This is a genomic window from Pseudomonas sp. 05N433, assembly GCF_056396925.1.
In genome coordinates this window covers 74,184-88,819 of the sequence record NZ_JBFTML010000006.1, presented here as the reverse complement: position 1 = coordinate 88,819, position 14,636 = coordinate 74,184, and the positions used below count along the sequence as shown (strand labels likewise).

15 protein-coding genes are annotated in these 14,636 nt (G+C 59.0%); 8 read left to right on the top strand and 7 right to left on the bottom strand.

Features of this window, described 5'->3' with window-relative positions; genetic code table 11:
- Positions 1 to 118: 118 nt before the first annotated feature.
- Positions 119 to 1,027, bottom strand: a complete 909-nt coding sequence (locus tag AC1DIS_RS04205) for a flagellar protein MotY (protein ID WP_018926605.1) — start codon at positions 1,025 to 1,027, stop codon at positions 119 to 121.
- Between the two features lie 157 nt (positions 1,028 to 1,184).
- On the opposite strand from AC1DIS_RS04205, the gene pyrC reads away from it, so the two are divergent.
- Together pyrC and rnt are read left to right on the top strand one after the other, a co-directional pair.
- Positions 1,185 to 2,231 (top strand): dihydroorotase, encoded by a 1,047-nt coding sequence (gene pyrC / locus AC1DIS_RS04200; RefSeq protein ID WP_018926606.1) that lies wholly within the window; start codon positions 1,185 to 1,187, stop codon positions 2,229 to 2,231.
- Entirely contained in the window at positions 2,228 to 2,905 is a 678-nt protein-coding gene (rnt, locus tag AC1DIS_RS04195) for a ribonuclease T (RefSeq protein WP_007938919.1), read from the top strand. The genes pyrC and rnt overlap by 4 nt, the downstream gene beginning before the upstream one ends.
- Before the next feature lie 76 nt (positions 2,906 to 2,981).
- On the opposite strand, the gene AC1DIS_RS04190 is transcribed toward rnt, so the two are convergent.
- Positions 2,982 to 3,584, bottom strand: a complete 603-nt coding sequence (locus AC1DIS_RS04190) for a peroxiredoxin (protein ID WP_477780779.1) — start codon at positions 3,582 to 3,584, stop codon at positions 2,982 to 2,984.
- 314 nt (positions 3,585 to 3,898) lie between these two features.
- On the opposite strand from AC1DIS_RS04190, the gene AC1DIS_RS04185 reads away from it, so the two are divergent.
- On the top strand, positions 3,899 to 4,117 hold the full coding sequence (locus tag AC1DIS_RS04185) for a bacterioferritin-associated ferredoxin (RefSeq protein WP_018926608.1): 219 nt from the start codon (positions 3,899 to 3,901) through the stop codon (positions 4,115 to 4,117).
- A gap of 200 nt (positions 4,118 to 4,317) precedes the next feature.
- Positions 4,318 to 4,791 carry a bacterioferritin gene (bfr, locus tag AC1DIS_RS04180; RefSeq protein WP_007898512.1) on the top strand — a complete coding sequence of 158 codons (474 nt, stop codon included), beginning with the start codon at positions 4,318 to 4,320 and terminating at the stop codon, positions 4,789 to 4,791.
- A 174-nt stretch (positions 4,792 to 4,965) separates the two neighbouring features.
- Here bfr and grxD read toward each other — a convergent pair whose 3' ends face one another.
- The 3 genes from grxD to AC1DIS_RS04165 form a co-directional block, all read right to left on the bottom strand.
- Positions 4,966 to 5,307, bottom strand: a complete 342-nt coding sequence (grxD, locus tag AC1DIS_RS04175) for a Grx4 family monothiol glutaredoxin (protein ID WP_007938922.1) — start codon at positions 5,305 to 5,307, stop codon at positions 4,966 to 4,968.
- A 97-nt stretch (positions 5,308 to 5,404) separates the two neighbouring features.
- On the bottom strand, positions 5,405 to 7,513 hold the full coding sequence (locus AC1DIS_RS04170) for a molybdopterin oxidoreductase family protein (RefSeq protein ID WP_477744527.1): 2,109 nt from the start codon (positions 7,511 to 7,513) through the stop codon (positions 5,405 to 5,407).
- 135 nt (positions 7,514 to 7,648) lie between these two features.
- Positions 7,649 to 7,939: a hypothetical protein gene (locus AC1DIS_RS04165; protein ID WP_018926610.1), complete on the bottom strand. Its 291-nt coding sequence runs from the start codon at positions 7,937 to 7,939 to the stop codon at positions 7,649 to 7,651.
- Between the two features lie 406 nt (positions 7,940 to 8,345).
- On the opposite strand from AC1DIS_RS04165, the gene argF reads away from it, so the two are divergent.
- A complete protein-coding gene (gene argF, locus AC1DIS_RS04160) occupies positions 8,346 to 9,266 on the top strand; it encodes an ornithine carbamoyltransferase (protein ID WP_026286458.1) in 921 nt (306 codons plus the stop codon).
- On the top strand, positions 9,263 to 10,372 hold the full coding sequence (locus AC1DIS_RS04155; RefSeq protein WP_477744526.1) for an ABC transporter ATP-binding protein: 1,110 nt from the start codon (positions 9,263 to 9,265) through the stop codon (positions 10,370 to 10,372). The genes argF and AC1DIS_RS04155 overlap by 4 nt, the downstream gene beginning before the upstream one ends.
- A 48-nt stretch (positions 10,373 to 10,420) precedes the next feature.
- Here AC1DIS_RS04155 and AC1DIS_RS04150 read toward each other — a convergent pair whose 3' ends face one another.
- Complete coding sequence (locus tag AC1DIS_RS04150) at positions 10,421 to 11,203, bottom strand: PhzF family phenazine biosynthesis protein (protein ID WP_026286459.1); 783 nt, start codon at positions 11,201 to 11,203, stop codon at positions 10,421 to 10,423.
- 117 nt (positions 11,204 to 11,320) lie between these two features.
- Complete coding sequence (gene ybaK / locus AC1DIS_RS04145) at positions 11,321 to 11,791, bottom strand: Cys-tRNA(Pro) deacylase (protein WP_007938929.1); 471 nt, start codon at positions 11,789 to 11,791, stop codon at positions 11,321 to 11,323.
- 369 nt (positions 11,792 to 12,160) lie between these two features.
- Between ybaK and AC1DIS_RS04140 the strand changes: the two genes are divergently transcribed.
- Together AC1DIS_RS04140 and glpK are read left to right on the top strand one after the other, a co-directional pair.
- Positions 12,161 to 13,012 carry an MIP/aquaporin family protein gene (locus AC1DIS_RS04140; RefSeq protein ID WP_019581559.1) on the top strand — a complete coding sequence of 284 codons (852 nt, stop codon included), beginning with the start codon at positions 12,161 to 12,163 and terminating at the stop codon, positions 13,010 to 13,012.
- Positions 13,013 to 13,088: 76 nt separating this feature from the next.
- Positions 13,089 to 14,594, top strand: a complete 1,506-nt coding sequence (gene glpK / locus AC1DIS_RS04135; RefSeq protein WP_018926616.1) for a glycerol kinase GlpK — start codon at positions 13,089 to 13,091, stop codon at positions 14,592 to 14,594.
- Positions 14,595 to 14,636: the final 42 nt, after the last annotated feature.

Sequence of the window (14,636 nt, the reverse complement as noted above, 5' to 3'; positions counted from 1 at the left end):
ACGGGGTTCTACGGAAAGCTGTCAAGTCTACCGCTCATGCAGGATAATTTACAGAGGCGCGACAGCTTATGACGACGAAGCGACAGATTATGTCGAGCGAGCGACGAATTCAGCAGGTTCAGGAGGTCGTCGCGCTGCTCGCGGCGGCGGTGGCTTGAGGCGCAGGTTTCTCGGTCGGTGCGACCCGCTCGAGACGTACGGCAACCCGGCGGTTCTTCGCCCGGTTGGCGGCATTGTTGTTGGGCGCCAGCGGATAGCGCTCACCGTGAAAACGCAGGGTGATCTGCGATTCCTGCACACCATTGGCCTTGAAGAAATCCATCACCGCCAGCGCCCGGCGTCGTGACAGTTCACGGTTGGTCAGCCGGTTACCGCTATTGTCGGAATGGCCATCGAGTTCAATGTGGTTGACCGTCGGATCGGCCTTCATGAACTCCAGCATGACCTGCAACTGGGCCTTGGCCCTGGCATCGAGATCGATACCCTCCCCCGGAAAGCCGACCTCGGATTGCTTCACTTGCTCGAAATTCTGTGGCAACAGCTTGGCGACGCAACCCTGATAGTCACCATAGGCCTTGCTGAACTTGACCGGCAGCAGACGCACTTCAGACACCCGACCGTCGCCCGATGAGTGTCGTACGACCGGGCTGCGCCCCTCCATCAGCCCGCTGATCAGGCGCCCGGCCTGCACTTGCGAACTGTTGAACAGCACGTTGCCACTACCGATTCTCACCGAGCCCAGGTTAATGTCGCCACGCCCCGGCTGCCATGGCGCAGCCGCCGCCAGCAAGGTGGCGGAACCCCCACCGATCATTGAGTTGTAGGCCTTCAGTCGAAATGTCGCCTGCTCTCCGGCGCGCCGCACAAACTCACCCGAACCGAAATCGGTGATCGGTTGAGTCAGGCGGCATTCGAACTTGTCGCCTTCGACCGTCCACTCGATGCTCTCCAGGCGAGTCTGGAAAGTGAGCGCCATCGCGGGAAGGCTGGCAAACACACTGAGCAAGGCTAAATAACGCTGGCGCACGGGAGGCTCCACTGGCTTCTACGACAAAAAGACCGACACACATATTCACGGCCTGCCTGTTGGGTATCGGAAGCTTGTCGTAAAACTTGATAGCGAGTGCCTGGAAGAGTCTTTTCCGGTAGCATTCCCCTGAGTTTGACCCGCCTGGAATTCCCTCATGTCCGACCGCCTGACCCTGCTGCGTCCCGACGACTGGCACATTCATCTTCGCGATGGTGCCGTGTTGACCAATACCGTCGCGGATGTCGCGCGCACCTTTGGTCGCGCCATCATCATGCCCAACCTGGTACCTCCGGTGCGCAACGCTGCTGAAGCCGATGGCTATCGCCAGCGGATTCTCGCCGCACGTCCGGCCGGCAGCCGTTTCGAACCGCTGATGGTTCTGTACCTGACCGACCGCACCCAGCCCGAAGAAATTCGTGAGGCCAAGGCCAGCGGTTTCATTCACGCCGCCAAGCTGTACCCGGCCGGCGCGACCACCAATTCGGACTCTGGCGTCACCAGCATCGACAAGATTTTCCCTGCACTGGAGGCCATGGCCGAAGTCGGGATGCCCTTGCTGGTTCACGGTGAAGTCACCCGTGGCGATATCGACGTTTTCGATCGGGAAAAAATCTTCATCGATGAGCACATGCGTCGCGTGGTCGAGCGTTTCCCAACGCTCAAAGTGGTGTTCGAACACATCACCACCGCCGATGCCGTGCAGTTCGTCAACGCGGCTTCGGCCAACGTTGGCGCCACCATCACCGCGCATCACCTGCTGTACAACCGCAACCACATGCTGGTGGGTGGGATTCGGCCGCACTTCTATTGCCTGCCGATCCTCAAGCGCAATACCCACCAGGAAGCCCTGCTCGACGCCGCCACCAGCGGCAGCGACAAGTTCTTCCTCGGCACCGACTCGGCCCCCCATGCCCAGCACGCCAAAGAAGCGGCTTGCGGCTGTGCCGGTTGCTACACCGCTTATGCCGCGATCGAGATGTATGCCGAAGCCTTCGAACAGCGTAATGCGCTGGACAAGCTCGAAGCCTTCGCCAGCCTCAATGGCCCGCGTTTCTACGGTCTGCCGGCGAACACCGATCGCATCACCCTGGTCCGCGAAGAGTGGACCGCCCCAACCAGCCTGCCATTTGGCGAGCTGACCGTTATCCCGCTGCGCGCCGGTGAAAAACTGCGCTGGCGCCTGCTGGAGGAACACGCGTGAGTGAAGACCATTTCGACGACGAACAGGACGGTCAAGGCGGTGGAGGTGGTCCTCGTCATCCAATGGCTGCCAGATTCCGTGGTTACCTGCCGGTTGTCGTCGACGTAGAAACCGGTGGCTTCAACTCGGCCACCGACGCCCTGCTGGAAATTGCTGCAACCACTATCGCCATGGATGAAAAAGGGTTCGTGTACCCCGATCACACCTACTTCTTCCGGGTTGAGCCATTCGAAGGCGCCAACATCGAAGCAGCAGCCCTGGAATTCACYGGGATCAAACTCGATCACCCGTTGCGCATGGCAGTGAGTGAAGAAGCGGCGCTGACCGATATCTTCCGTGGCATTCGCAAGGCCCTGAAAGCCAACGGTTGCAAACGGGCGATTCTGGTCGGTCACAACAGCAGCTTCGACCTGGGTTTCCTCAACGCGGCAGTCGCGCGCCTGGACATGAAACGCAACCCGTTTCACCCGTTCTCCAGCTTCGACACCGCGACCCTCGCCGGTCTTGCCTACGGTCAAACCGTACTGGCCAAGGCCTGTCAGGCAGCGGACATCGACTTCGACGGTCGTGAGGCTCATTCGGCTCGCTACGACACCGAGAAGACTGCTGAGCTGTTCTGCGGCATCGTCAATCGCTGGAAACAGATGGGCGGCTGGGAAGACTACAACGACTGAGGCTGGTCGCCGGTTTATCCCGCCCATAAAAAAACCGGCCTCAGTGAGGCCGGTTTTTTATTGCCGGACGCCTGGCTTACAGCGCAGCAGCGTGCTCGGTCAGGTAAGCCGCAACGCCTTCTGGCGAAGCGTTCATGCCTTTGTCGCCTTTTTTCCAGTTGGCAGGGCAAACTTCGCCGTGCTCTTCGTGGAATTGCAGAGCATCAACCAGACGGATCAGCTCTTCCATGTTACGGCCCAGCGGCAGGTCGTTGACGATCTGCGAGCGGACAACGCCTTTGTCRTCGATCAGGAACGCACCACGGAAAGCCACGCCGTCAGCGGACTGAACGTCGTAAGCCTTCATGATTTCCTGCTTGATGTCAGCAGCCATGGTGTAACGAACCTGGCCGATACCGCCATTGTTCACCGGGGTGTTGCGCCACGCGTTGTGGGTGAAGTGCGAGTCGATCGAAACGGCGACCACTTCAACGTTGCGTGCCTTGAAGTCAGCCATGCGGTKGTCCAGAGCGATCAGCTCGGACGGGCAAACGAAGGTGAAGTCCAGTGGGTAGAAGAACACCAGGCCGTATTTGCCTTTGATGGCCGAGGACAGGGTGAAGCTGTCTACGATTTCGCCATTGCCGAGTACGGCCGGTACGGTGAAGTCAGGGGCTTGTTTGCCTACGAGTACGCTCATTGGATATCTCCTGGTGTAATAACGTTGAAGAACAGGGCTCATGCCAGCCTGTCACCCTCAGGCGACAGCCCTGTGACACGAACCTCCTTCGCAAAAGGCCGACCATCATACACCGCGTTTTTCGCCTGTCCTTAGCGGTTTTTTTCTGGCGGGCAAAATGGCCGCTGCTATTTTTTTTCGCAAGGCGCGAGAGGAAACCGTTCGTCAGTCAAAGGCCCTTATGACGAAAAGCCTTCAGAAACCACTTTGACAATCATTCTCGTTAACATTAAGATCCATCGCAATTGAGTCACAACCAGCGACGGTTCTCACTTATGTATGTCTGCCTCTGCACCGGCGTCACCGACGGTCAAATCCGCGATGCAATCTATGAAGGTTGCTGCAGCTACAAGGAAGTCCGTCTGGCTACCGGCGTAGCCGGCCAATGTGGCAAATGCGCTTGCCTGGCCAAGGAAGTGGTGCGTGAAACACTGGGCAAACTGCAAACGGCCCAGGCGGCGATCCCCTACCCCGTAGAATTTACAGCCGCATAACTACCGTATTTCGAAGAACCGGACTTGATGTCCGGTTTTTTTATGTCTGAAAATCAATCGCTTAGGCCTTAGACGCGGAACACAAACATTCTTATTCCGATTAATTTTCATTTAAGTTTCAATAACTTAGGTTTGACACTATTAATTACGCGGCTCAAACTCCGCCTTATATACAGCTAATACAGGGCAGGACTCCCACCATGAAAGGCGACGTTACAGTCATCCAGCATCTCAACAAAATCCTTGCCAATGAACTGGTCGCGATCAATCAGTACTTCCTGCACGCGCGCATGTATGAAGATTGGGGCCTGAACAAGCTCGGCAAGCACGAGTACCACGAATCCATCGACGAGATGAAGCATGCTGACAAGCTGATCAAGCGCATCCTGTTCCTTGAAGGCCTGCCGAACGTCCAGGACCTGGGCAAGCTGCACATCGGCGAACACACCAAGGAAATGCTTGAGTGTGACTTGAAGATCGAGCGCGACGGTCATGCCGACCTGAAAGTCGCTATCGCCCATTGCGAAACCGTTGGCGACTTCGGTAGCCGTGAACTGCTCGAAGACATTCTTGAGTCCGAAGAAGAACATATCGACTGGCTGGAAACCCAGCTGGGCCTGATCGATAAAGTCGGCCTTGAGAACTATCTGCAATCGCAGATGGGCGAAGAGTAAGTTCTACGCCGCTAACCCCGACGCAATAAAAAGCCCCGCTCTCTTTACAGAGGCGGGGCTTTTTACGTGCGCTCTTGTAGGAGCGAGGCTCGCCCGCGAAGAACGATGACGCGGTGTATCTGCAGAAGCGCGGCGCCTGCTTCGCGGGCAAGCCTCGCTCCTACAGGTACCGAATCAGGCTTCGGTCTTGGCAGCGGCGGCTTTGGCGGCGGCGTCTTTGATCAGTGCCTGCAACGAACCGTCGGCAGACATTTCAGTCATGATGTCGCTACCACCAACCAGCTCACCGGCAACCCACAGTTGTGGGAAGGTTGGCCAGTTGGCGTACTTTGGCAGGTTGGCGCGGATTTCCGGGTTCTGCAGGATATCCACATAGGCAAACTTTTCACCACAGGCCATCACAGCCTGGGCGGCTTTCGCGGAGAACCCACACTGCGGGGCATTCGGCGAGCCTTTCATGTAAAGCAGAATGGTGTTGTTGGCAATCTGCTCTTTAATCGTTTCGATGATATCCATGGAGCACCTCGGCTGAACTTTCCGACTCAGTGGTCGGCACGGTGGCGCATTGTAACGGAAACCCGAGCGCCATGCTCGGCCTCCCCGACAGACATGTTCACGCCGCCGCCACGGTCACCGGCACGCCGTTCAATGCCGCATTGCCCGACAACTCATCGAGCTGACATTCGTCAGTCAGGTCATTGGCGCTGGAACCTGGCTGGCCACTGGCAATCGTCATCTGCACGCCCGGTCGCGCATGACCCCAACCGTGGGGCAGGCTGACCACTCCTTTCATCATATCGAGGCTGGCGACCACTTCAACCTCGATCACGCCGACCCGTGAACTGACGCGCACCCGCTGCCCATCGCTGAGCCCGCGGCTGGCCAGGTCGTCCGGGTGCATCAGCAGTTGATGGCGCGGCTTGCCCTTCACCAGGCGGTGAGAGTTGTGCATCCATGAGTTGTTGCTGCGCACATGGCGGCGACCGATCATCAGTAACTCATCGGCGGCTGGTGCTTGCAACGCCGCAAAGCGCGCCAGATCGGCGAGGATCTCCACAGGCGCCGCCTGGACGCGCTGATTGGCCGTCTTCAGACGAGGCGTCAAATTGGGCTTGAGCGCGCCGAGATCGATACCGTGAGGGTGATCGAACAAGGTCGCCAGCGACAGTTTGTGCCCTGAAGCATCGCCATACAGGCCCATCCGCAGCCCCCGGTCAATCATCTGCGCCGGCGCAATGGTCGGTTTCAGCTCCTTGCCGGTCTTCGCCGCAAAGGCCTTGGCCAGCCCCACGAAGATCTCCCAATCATGCAGCGCGCCTTGCGGCTTGGCGAGAATCGCCCGGTTGAAACGGGTGACGTTGCGCACCGCGAACATATTGAAGGTGGTGTCGTAATGATCGTTTTCCAGCGCCGAAGTCGACGGCAGGATCAGGTCGGCATAACGCGTGGTTTCATTGATGTACAGGTCGACGCTGACCATGAACTCCAGTCCGTCCAGCGCCTGCTCCAGCTGTCGGCCATTGGGCGTGGACAACACCGGATTACCCGCCACGGTGATCAGCGCACGGACCTGCCCTTCCCCTTCGGTGAGCATCTCTTCGGCCAGCGCCGACACCGGCAACTCGCCACCGTATTCAGGACGCCCGGACACGCGGCTTTGCCACAGGTTGAAATGGCCGCCCGATGTGGACGCCACCAGGTCCACCGCCGGCTCGGTGCACAACGCACCGCCGACACGATCAAGGTTGCCGGTCACCAGATTGATCAATTGCACCAGCCAATGGCACAAGGTGCCGAAGGCCTGGGTCGAGACGCCCATGCGGCCATAGCAGACCGCCGTCGGGGCTGCCGCGAAGTCCCGCGCCAGTTGACGGATCTGTTCGGCGGGGACTGCGCACAGCGGGCTCATGGCCTCGGCAGTGAAACCTGCGATCGCCTTACGCACTTCATCCAGCCCATCGACCGGCAAATGACTGTCGCGGGTCAGGCCTTCAGCGAATAACGTATTGAGCAGCCCGAACAACAGCGCCGCATCGCCGCCGGGGCGCACGAACAGATGCTGGTCGGCAATCGCCGCCGTTTCGCTGCGACGCGGATCGACCACCACCACTTTGCCACCCCGGGCCTGAATCGCCTTGAGGCGCTTCTCCACATCCGGCACGGTCATGATGCTGCCGTTGGAGGCCAGCGGATTACCGCCCAGGATCAACATGAAATCCGTGTGATCGATGTCCGGGATCGGCAACAGCAAGCCGTGGCCATACATCAAATGACTGGTCAGGTGATGGGGCAACTGATCGACCGACGTCGCGGAAAACCGGTTACGGGTTTTCAACAGGCCGAGGAAGTAATTGCTGTGGGTCATCAACCCGTAGTTGTGCACGCTGGGGTTGCCCTGATAGACCGCCACCGCGTTCTGCCCGTGACGCTCCTGAATCGCCGCCAGGCGTTCGGCTACAAGGCTGAATGCATCTTCCCACTCGATAGGCTGCCACTCGCTACCCACTCGCTGCATCGGCTGACGCAGGCGATCCGGGTCGTTCTGAATGTCTTGCAGGGCCACCGCCTTGGGGCAGATATGCCCACGGCTGAAGCTGTCCTGAGGGTCGCCCTTGATCGAGGTGATCTGCACGCCGCTGCCTTCGACCTCGGTGGTTTCGATGGTCAGGCCGCAGATGGCTTCACACAGGTGGCACGCACGGTGATGGAGAGTCTTGGTCATGGCCAGTCTCTGTTTTGTTCTGGGCGGGCAATGTCGGCCGCGGGAACAAAAYTATGGCGCGTGACTTGCCACCGCGCCAGCGACGTTCGTCTTGTGAATCGACGACCATCAGGCCGGCCGATGGCAGCAAGGAGATCAGTTCGGCGGCAGACTCGGCGGCGCCTGCAGCTGGATTTCCTCGATGGTTTCGATCTGCTCGTGGGCGACGTGCACGCCGGTGAGCTCGCCGATCAGCCGCCAATGCTCGTCGAGCCCGGCACTGATGGTGGCCATGCGGTCGATCATGCGCCGGCCAGCCGCCTTGGTGACTTCGTCTTCACTGCGTAACAACTCGAAAGACATCGAGGTCATGGAAGCAGTGAGGTGGGTCAGAGAGCGAGCCGTAAGGCCGAGTAGCTCCATCAATAACTGTTCTTTCGATTCCATTCCTGAGGCTTCCTGCGTCGCTCGTGCTTTAGTTATAACCCAGCACTTTGCATTAGCAAATGTTTCAGACCAGACACATTGCCCGCCAAAGGCTCGAATGACAGGTCAAAAACCGACTGCCAATCTGTCGCCCGCGCCCTGTCTGATTGCCAAGCCCCGCGAGCCCAGTGTACAAATGCTCAGCTGCTGTCAGGAAACAGGCTTCAAAAGCGCTACCTCAGTCACCCCGTAGCCTCTCTGAAATCCTCTAAACACCGTAGCCTATTGGAAAAACGCGACATTTAATGTCAATATCGCGCCTTCCCCTATTTCGTCGCCCCGTGCGGCTTACGCCGCAGGTCTCGCCCGTTTTTCAGTTAAACAAGGCTTTGAGTATCTGCGGTCTGTTGCAAAAAGGTAGTCAATGATGAGCGCAAGGCACTTTCTCTCCCTGATGGATTGCACGCCCGAAGAGCTGGTCAGCGTGATCCGTCGAGGCGTTGAGCTCAAGGACCTGCGTAACCGCGGCGTACTGTTCGAGCCTTTGAAAAACCGCGTCCTGGGGATGATTTTCGAGAAGTCCTCGACCCGTACCCGTATTTCGTTCGAAGCCGGCATGATCCAGCTCGGTGGCCAGGCGATCTTCCTGTCGCCGCGCGACACTCAGCTGGGCCGTGGCGAACCGATCGGCGACGCCGCCATTGTGATGTCGAGCATGCTCGATGCAGTGATGATCCGTACGTTTTCGCACAGCACCCTGACCGAATTCGCCGCCAATTCGCGAGTCCCGCTGATCAACGGCCTGTCCGATGACCTGCACCCGTGCCAGTTGCTGGCCGACATGCAAACCTTCCTCGAACATCGCGGTTCGATCCAAGGCAAGACCGTGGCCTGGATCGGCGACGGCAACAACATGTGCAACAGCTATATAGAAGCGGCGATCCAGTTCGACTTCCAGTTGCGCATCGCCTGCCCGGAGGGTTACGAACCCAACCCTGAATTCGTGGCCAAGGCCGGCGATCGGGTAAGCATCGTCCGCGATCCTCGGGAAGCCGTGCGCGGCGCGCATCTGGTGAGCACCGACGTCTGGACCTCCATGGGCCAGGAAGAGGAAACCGCCAAGCGCCTGAAGCTGTTCGCACCGTTCCAGGTCAACCGGGCGCTGCTCGACCTGGCCGCACCGGACGTGCTGTTCATGCATTGCCTGCCGGCCCACCGTGGCGAGGAAATCAGCCTCGACCTGCTCGACGACCCGCGTTCGGTGGCATGGGATCAAGCCGAAAACCGTCTGCATGCACAAAAGGCCCTGCTCGAGTTTCTCGTCCCACCTTCGTACCATCACGCATGAGCCAGCCATTACTGCTGAACCTGCGCAATCTGGCCTGTGGTTATCAAAACCAGCGGGTTGTGCAGAACCTCAACCTGCATTTGAATGCCGGCGATATCGGTTGCCTGCTGGGCTCTTCGGGCTGCGGCAAAACCACCACCCTGCGGGCCATTGCCGGTTTCGAACCGGTGCACGAGGGTGAGATCCAGTTGGCGGGCGAGACCATCTCCAGCGCCGGCTTCACCCTCGCCCCGGAGAAACGCCGGATCGGCATGGTGTTCCAGGATTACGCGCTGTTTCCGCATTTGAGCGTGGCCGAGAACATCGCCTTCGGGATCCGCAGGCATCCGCAAAAGGATCGTGTCACCGAAGAACTGCTCGAACTGGTCAACCTGAAAAACCTCGGCAAGCGCTTTCCCCATGAACTGTCCGGTGGCCAGCAGCAGCGGGTTGCACTGGCCCGCGCCCTGGCGCCGGAACCGCAACTGTTGTTGCTCGACGAACCGTTCTCCAACCTCGATGGTGAGTTGCGACGCAAGCTCAGCCATGAAGTACGCGACATCCTCAAGGCTCGCGGCACCAGTGCGATTCTGGTGACCCACGACCAGGAAGAAGCTTTCGCGGTCAGCGACCATGTCGGCGTTTTCAAGGAAGGTCGCCTTGAACAATGGGATACCCCCTACAACCTCTATCACGAACCGCTGACACCGTATGTGGCCAGCTTCATTGGCCAGGGTTACTTCATTCGCGGTCAGTTGAGCAGCCCGGAGTCGGTGCAGACCGAATTGGGTGAATTGCGCGGCAACCGTGCCTACACCTGGCCGATCGGTGGCGCCGTGGACGTATTGCTGCGTCCGGACGACATCGTCTATGCACCGTCCAGCCCACTGAGGGCGCAGATTGTCGGCAAGAGCTTCCAGGGTGCCTCAACGCTGTACCGCTTGCAGTTGCCTACGGGCGCACAGCTGGAGTCGATTTTCCCAAGTCATGCCGATCATCTGGTCGGTGCTGAAGTCGGCATTCGGGTAGCGGCGGAACACCTGGTACTGTTCCAGGCCTCCGGCAGTACAGCGGCGCAGATTCCGACGATCGAGTCCGGGGTTCGGCGCTACGGCGCCGCCAGCTGAACAACGCGGACATAGGTGGGAGCTCGCTCCCATCTATTGGATTTTCGTTTAACCCAGCATTAGCGTTCCGCTCGCGACCAGCGTCGCATTCCCGCCAATACTCACCCGATCCCCTTCCAGCTGACAAAACAACTCCCCACCCCGCGCCGAGCACTGATAAGCCGTCAGACTCGACTTGCTCAAGCGTTTCGACCAGTACGGAATCAGGCTGCAATGGGTTGAACCGGTCACCGGGTCTTCGTTGATGCCGATCGCCGGGGCAAAGTAGCGCGACACAAAGTCATGCTTGCTGCCTTTGGCTGTCACGATGGCGCCCGGCCATGGCAATTTCGCCAGGGCAATCATGTCTGGCTGACAATCGAGCACCGCCTGCTCGGACTCCAGCACCACGAACAATTCGTTCGAGCCCAGCACATCGACCGCCTCGACGCCCAAGGCGCGCTCGACATCCAGGGTCACGCCCACTTCCGACGGCACGACTGCCGGGAAATCCAGCCACAAGCGCCCACCCTCTCGGGTGACACTCAACGGGCCGGACTTGCAGATGAAGTCCAGTCGCTCGACCGGTTCTTTATAGAGTTCAAACAGTACGTAGGCACTGGCCAGGGTCGCATGACCGCATAACGGGACTTCGGTGGTCGGAGTAAACCAGCGAATGCGCCAGACAGCACCCTCACGCACCAGGAACGCGGTTTCGGCGAGGTTATGTTCGGCGGCGATTTTTTGCATCAACTCATCGTCAAGCCAGGCATCGAGCCGGTACACCATCGCCGGGTTACCACTGAACGGCCGATCACTGAACGCATCGATCTGATGAAACTCAAGCTGCATGGCACTTCTCCCTTTCTTCAGGTCGCCGAGCATGAAGCCCGGCATAGCCCTTCACCAGTGACAGAACGAACCAATTTCCACCATACAGCGCCGGGTTGTTAGCCCAAGACCTTCTGCTCAGGCTCGACCGATATCGGCGAACTTCGCCTGGGTGTGTTCGGCCAAYACGGCAGGCGCCAGTTCGACTTCCAGACCGCGCCGCCCGGCGCTGACGAAGATACTGGAAAACGGCTGGGCCGAATGATCGATAAACGTGCGCAGGCGCTTCTTCTGCCCGAGCGGGCTGATACCGCCCAACAGATACCCCGTCGAACGCTGCGCAGCGGCTGGATCGGCCATTTCGACTTTTTTCACGCCTGCGGCCTGTGCCAGCGCCTTCAAGTCCAGACTTCCGACGACCGGCACCACCGCCACCAATAACTCCCCCTTCTCGCTGGCCGCCAGCAATGTCTTGAACACCTGCGCGGGGTCCAGGCCCAGTTTTTCCGCGGCCTCCAGACCATAGGACGCTGCCTTCGGATCATGTTCGTAACTGTGCACACGATGTTCGGCACGAACTTTTTTCAACAAATCCAATGCGGGGGTCATGACAGCTCCAGACTTGGCGGCAGAAGAAAAATACTGCGCAGGATTCTAGGTCATTGATCGATAAAAGGCTCTATTGCGCTGCTATTTCCAGAGCCTGGCCGGGCTTTCGGTCGTTCGTCCACACGCTTCTCGCCGGATGAACGATGCGATCATTCACAGGACTAATAGTTTAAATATGACTAATGGTTCACTTTCGACCTTTGACAGCAGTGCTTCTTGTCTATATTTTTTCGAATGTGAACACAGCACGAACGTCTCACCGCAGCACCCGGCAGTAAGCCGAGCACAGGATGGGGATCCTGCCTCGGTGAAAATCGCGCTTTGACCTCGATGGAAAAGCGCCAGACAACAACAAAAACGAGGTTTTCAATGACAACTGCGTTACAACAACCGTCGCTCTCGAGCCAATGCATGGCCGAGTTTCTGGGTACTGCACTGCTGATCTTTTTCGGTACCGGCTGCGTTGCCGCGCTCAAGGTGGCGGGTGCCAGCTTCGGGTTGTGGGAAATCAGCATCATCTGGGGGGTTGGCGTCAGCATGGCGATCTACCTCACCGCCGGTGTTTCCGGTGCGCACCTCAACCCTGCCGTGAGTATCGCGCTGAGCATTTTCGCTGACTTCGAAAAGCGCAAACTGCCTTTCTATATCTTCTCCCAGGTCGCCGGTGCCTTCTGCGGGGCATTGTTGGTTTACACGCTGTACAGCAACCTGTTCTTCGATTTCGAACAAACTCACCAAATGGTTCGTGGCACCGAAGCCAGCCTTGAATTGGCCTCGGTGTTCTCCACTTTCCCGAACCCTGCCCTGTCCACGGGCCAGGCCTTTCTGGTTGAAGTGATCATCACCGCCATTCTGATGGGCGTGATCATGTCGCTCACCGACGACAACAATGGCCTGCCCAAAGGACCGCTGGCGCCGTTGTTGATCGGCCTGCTGATTGCCGTGATCGGCAGCTCGATGGGGCCGCTGACCGGTTTCGCGATGAACCCGGCCCGCGACTTCGGTCCTAAACTGATGACTTTCTTTGCAGGCTGGGGTGAAATTTCCTTCACTGGCGGACGCGATATCCCGTACTTCCTGATTCCGGTTTTTGCACCGATTGTCGGTGCCTGTCTCGGTGCTGCAGCTTATCGCGGGCTGATTGCCCGTCATCTGCCCAGCGCCATACCTGCTACAAAGGACGCAGCACTGGCCATTGACGGCAAACCAAGAACGTCTTGAAACCGTTGGCGCGTGATCCTGCCCATTTTGATCCCGCGCCTGACTTCACTTCCTTATTTCGTCCAAGGCAATCGACATGACCGACATTCAGAATAAGAACTACATCATTGCCCTCGATCAGGGTACGACCAGCTCCCGCGCGATCATTTTCGATCGCGACGCGAACGTGGTTTGCACCGCCCAGCGTGAATTCGCACAGCATTACCCGCAAGCCGGTTGGGTCGAACACGACCCGATGGAAATCTTCGCCACCCAGAGCGCCGTGATGGTCGAGGCCCTGGCTCAAGCCGGCCTGCATCACGACCAGGTCGCGGCCATCGGCATCACCAACCAGCGCGAAACCACCGTGGTCTGGGACAAGACCACTGGCCGCCCGATCTACAACGCGATCGTCTGGCAGTGCCGCCGCAGCACCGAAATCTGCCAGCAGCTTAAGCGCGACGGCCACGAGCAATACATCAGCGACACCACGGGCCTGGTCACCGACCCGTACTTCTCCGGCACCAAGCTCAAGTGGATCCTCGACAATGTCGAAGGCAGCCGTGAGCGGGCGCGCAAGGGTGAACTGCTGTTCGGCACCGTAGACAGCTGGCTGATCTGGAAATTTACCGGCGGCAAGGTGCACGTCACCGACTACACCAACGCCTCGCGCACCATGCTCTTCAACATCCACACGCTGGAGTGGGACGCGAAGATGCTGGACGTCCTCGACATCCCGCGCGAGATGCTGCCGGAAGTTAAGTCCTCGTCCGAAATCTACGGCCACACCAAAAGCGGCATCGCCATTGGCGGTATCGCCGGCGACCAGCAGGCCGCCCTGTTCGGCCAAATGTGCGTCGAGCCAGGCCAGGCGAAAAACACCTACGGCACCGGTTGCTTCCTGCTGATGAACACCGGCGACAAAGCGGTGAAGTCCAAGCACGGCATGCTGACCACCATCGCTTGCGGCCCGCGTGGCGAAGTGGCCTATGCGCTGGAAGGCGCGGTGTTCAACGGTGGCTCCACCGTGCAGTGGCTGCGTGACGAGTTGAAAATCATCAACGACGCCCACGACACCGAATACTTCGCCAACAAGGTCAAGGACAGCAACGGCGTGTACCTGGTGCCGGCCTTCACCGGCCTGGGCGCTCCGTACTGGGACCCGTATGCCCGTGGCGCGTTGTTCGGCCTGACCCGTGGCGTACGCGTGGATCACATCATTCGTGCCGCGCTTGAGTCGATTGCCTACCAGACCCGCGACGTTCTGGACGCCATGCAGCAGGATTCCGGCGAACGCCTGAAAGCCCTGCGCGTGGACGGCGGTGCAGTGGCGAACAATTTCCTGATGCAATTCCAGGCCGACATCCTCGGCACTCAAGTCGAGCGCCCGAAAATGCGCGAAACCACCGCGTTGGGCGCCGCTTACCTGGCGGGTTTGGCCTGCGGTTTCTGGGGCAGCCTGGACGAGTTGCGCGGCAAGGCGGTGATCGAGCGCGAGTTCGAACCGGCGCTGGACGAAACCGCGAAGGAAAAACTCTACGCTGGCTGGAAAAAAGCCGTCAGCCGCACTCGCGATTGGGAACCGCACGAAGGCGCTGAATAAGCCACGGACCGGACTCGTATCCGGTTGTAACTGGTAGGGAGC

Bases quoted from the DNA above. Each gene is read 5' to 3' on its own strand.
- pyrC (WP_018926606.1), top strand. From the start codon at position 1,185: ATGTCCGACCGCCTGACCCTGCTGCGTCCCGACGACTGGCACATTCAT.
- AC1DIS_RS04185 (WP_018926608.1), top strand. From the start codon at position 3,899: ATGTATGTCTGCCTCTGCACCGGCGTCACCGACGGTCAAATCCGCGAT.
- bfr (WP_007898512.1), top strand. From the start codon at position 4,318: ATGAAAGGCGACGTTACAGTCATCCAGCATCTCAACAAAATCCTTGCC.
- grxD (WP_007938922.1), bottom strand. From the start codon at position 5,307: ATGGATATCATCGAAACGATTAAAGAGCAGATTGCCAACAACACCATT.
- AC1DIS_RS04170 (WP_477744527.1), bottom strand. From the start codon at position 7,513: ATGACCAAGACTCTCCATCACCGTGCGTGCCACCTGTGTGAAGCCATC.
- AC1DIS_RS04165 (WP_018926610.1), bottom strand. From the start codon at position 7,939: ATGGAATCGAAAGAACAGTTATTGATGGAGCTACTCGGCCTTACGGCT.
- argF (WP_026286458.1), top strand. From the start codon at position 8,346: ATGAGCGCAAGGCACTTTCTCTCCCTGATGGATTGCACGCCCGAAGAG.
- AC1DIS_RS04155 (WP_477744526.1), top strand. From the start codon at position 9,263: ATGAGCCAGCCATTACTGCTGAACCTGCGCAATCTGGCCTGTGGTTAT.
- AC1DIS_RS04150 (WP_026286459.1), bottom strand. From the start codon at position 11,203: ATGCAGCTTGAGTTTCATCAGATCGATGCGTTCAGTGATCGGCCGTTC.
- AC1DIS_RS04140 (WP_019581559.1), top strand. From the start codon at position 12,161: ATGACAACTGCGTTACAACAACCGTCGCTCTCGAGCCAATGCATGGCC.
- glpK (WP_018926616.1), top strand. From the start codon at position 13,089: ATGACCGACATTCAGAATAAGAACTACATCATTGCCCTCGATCAGGGT.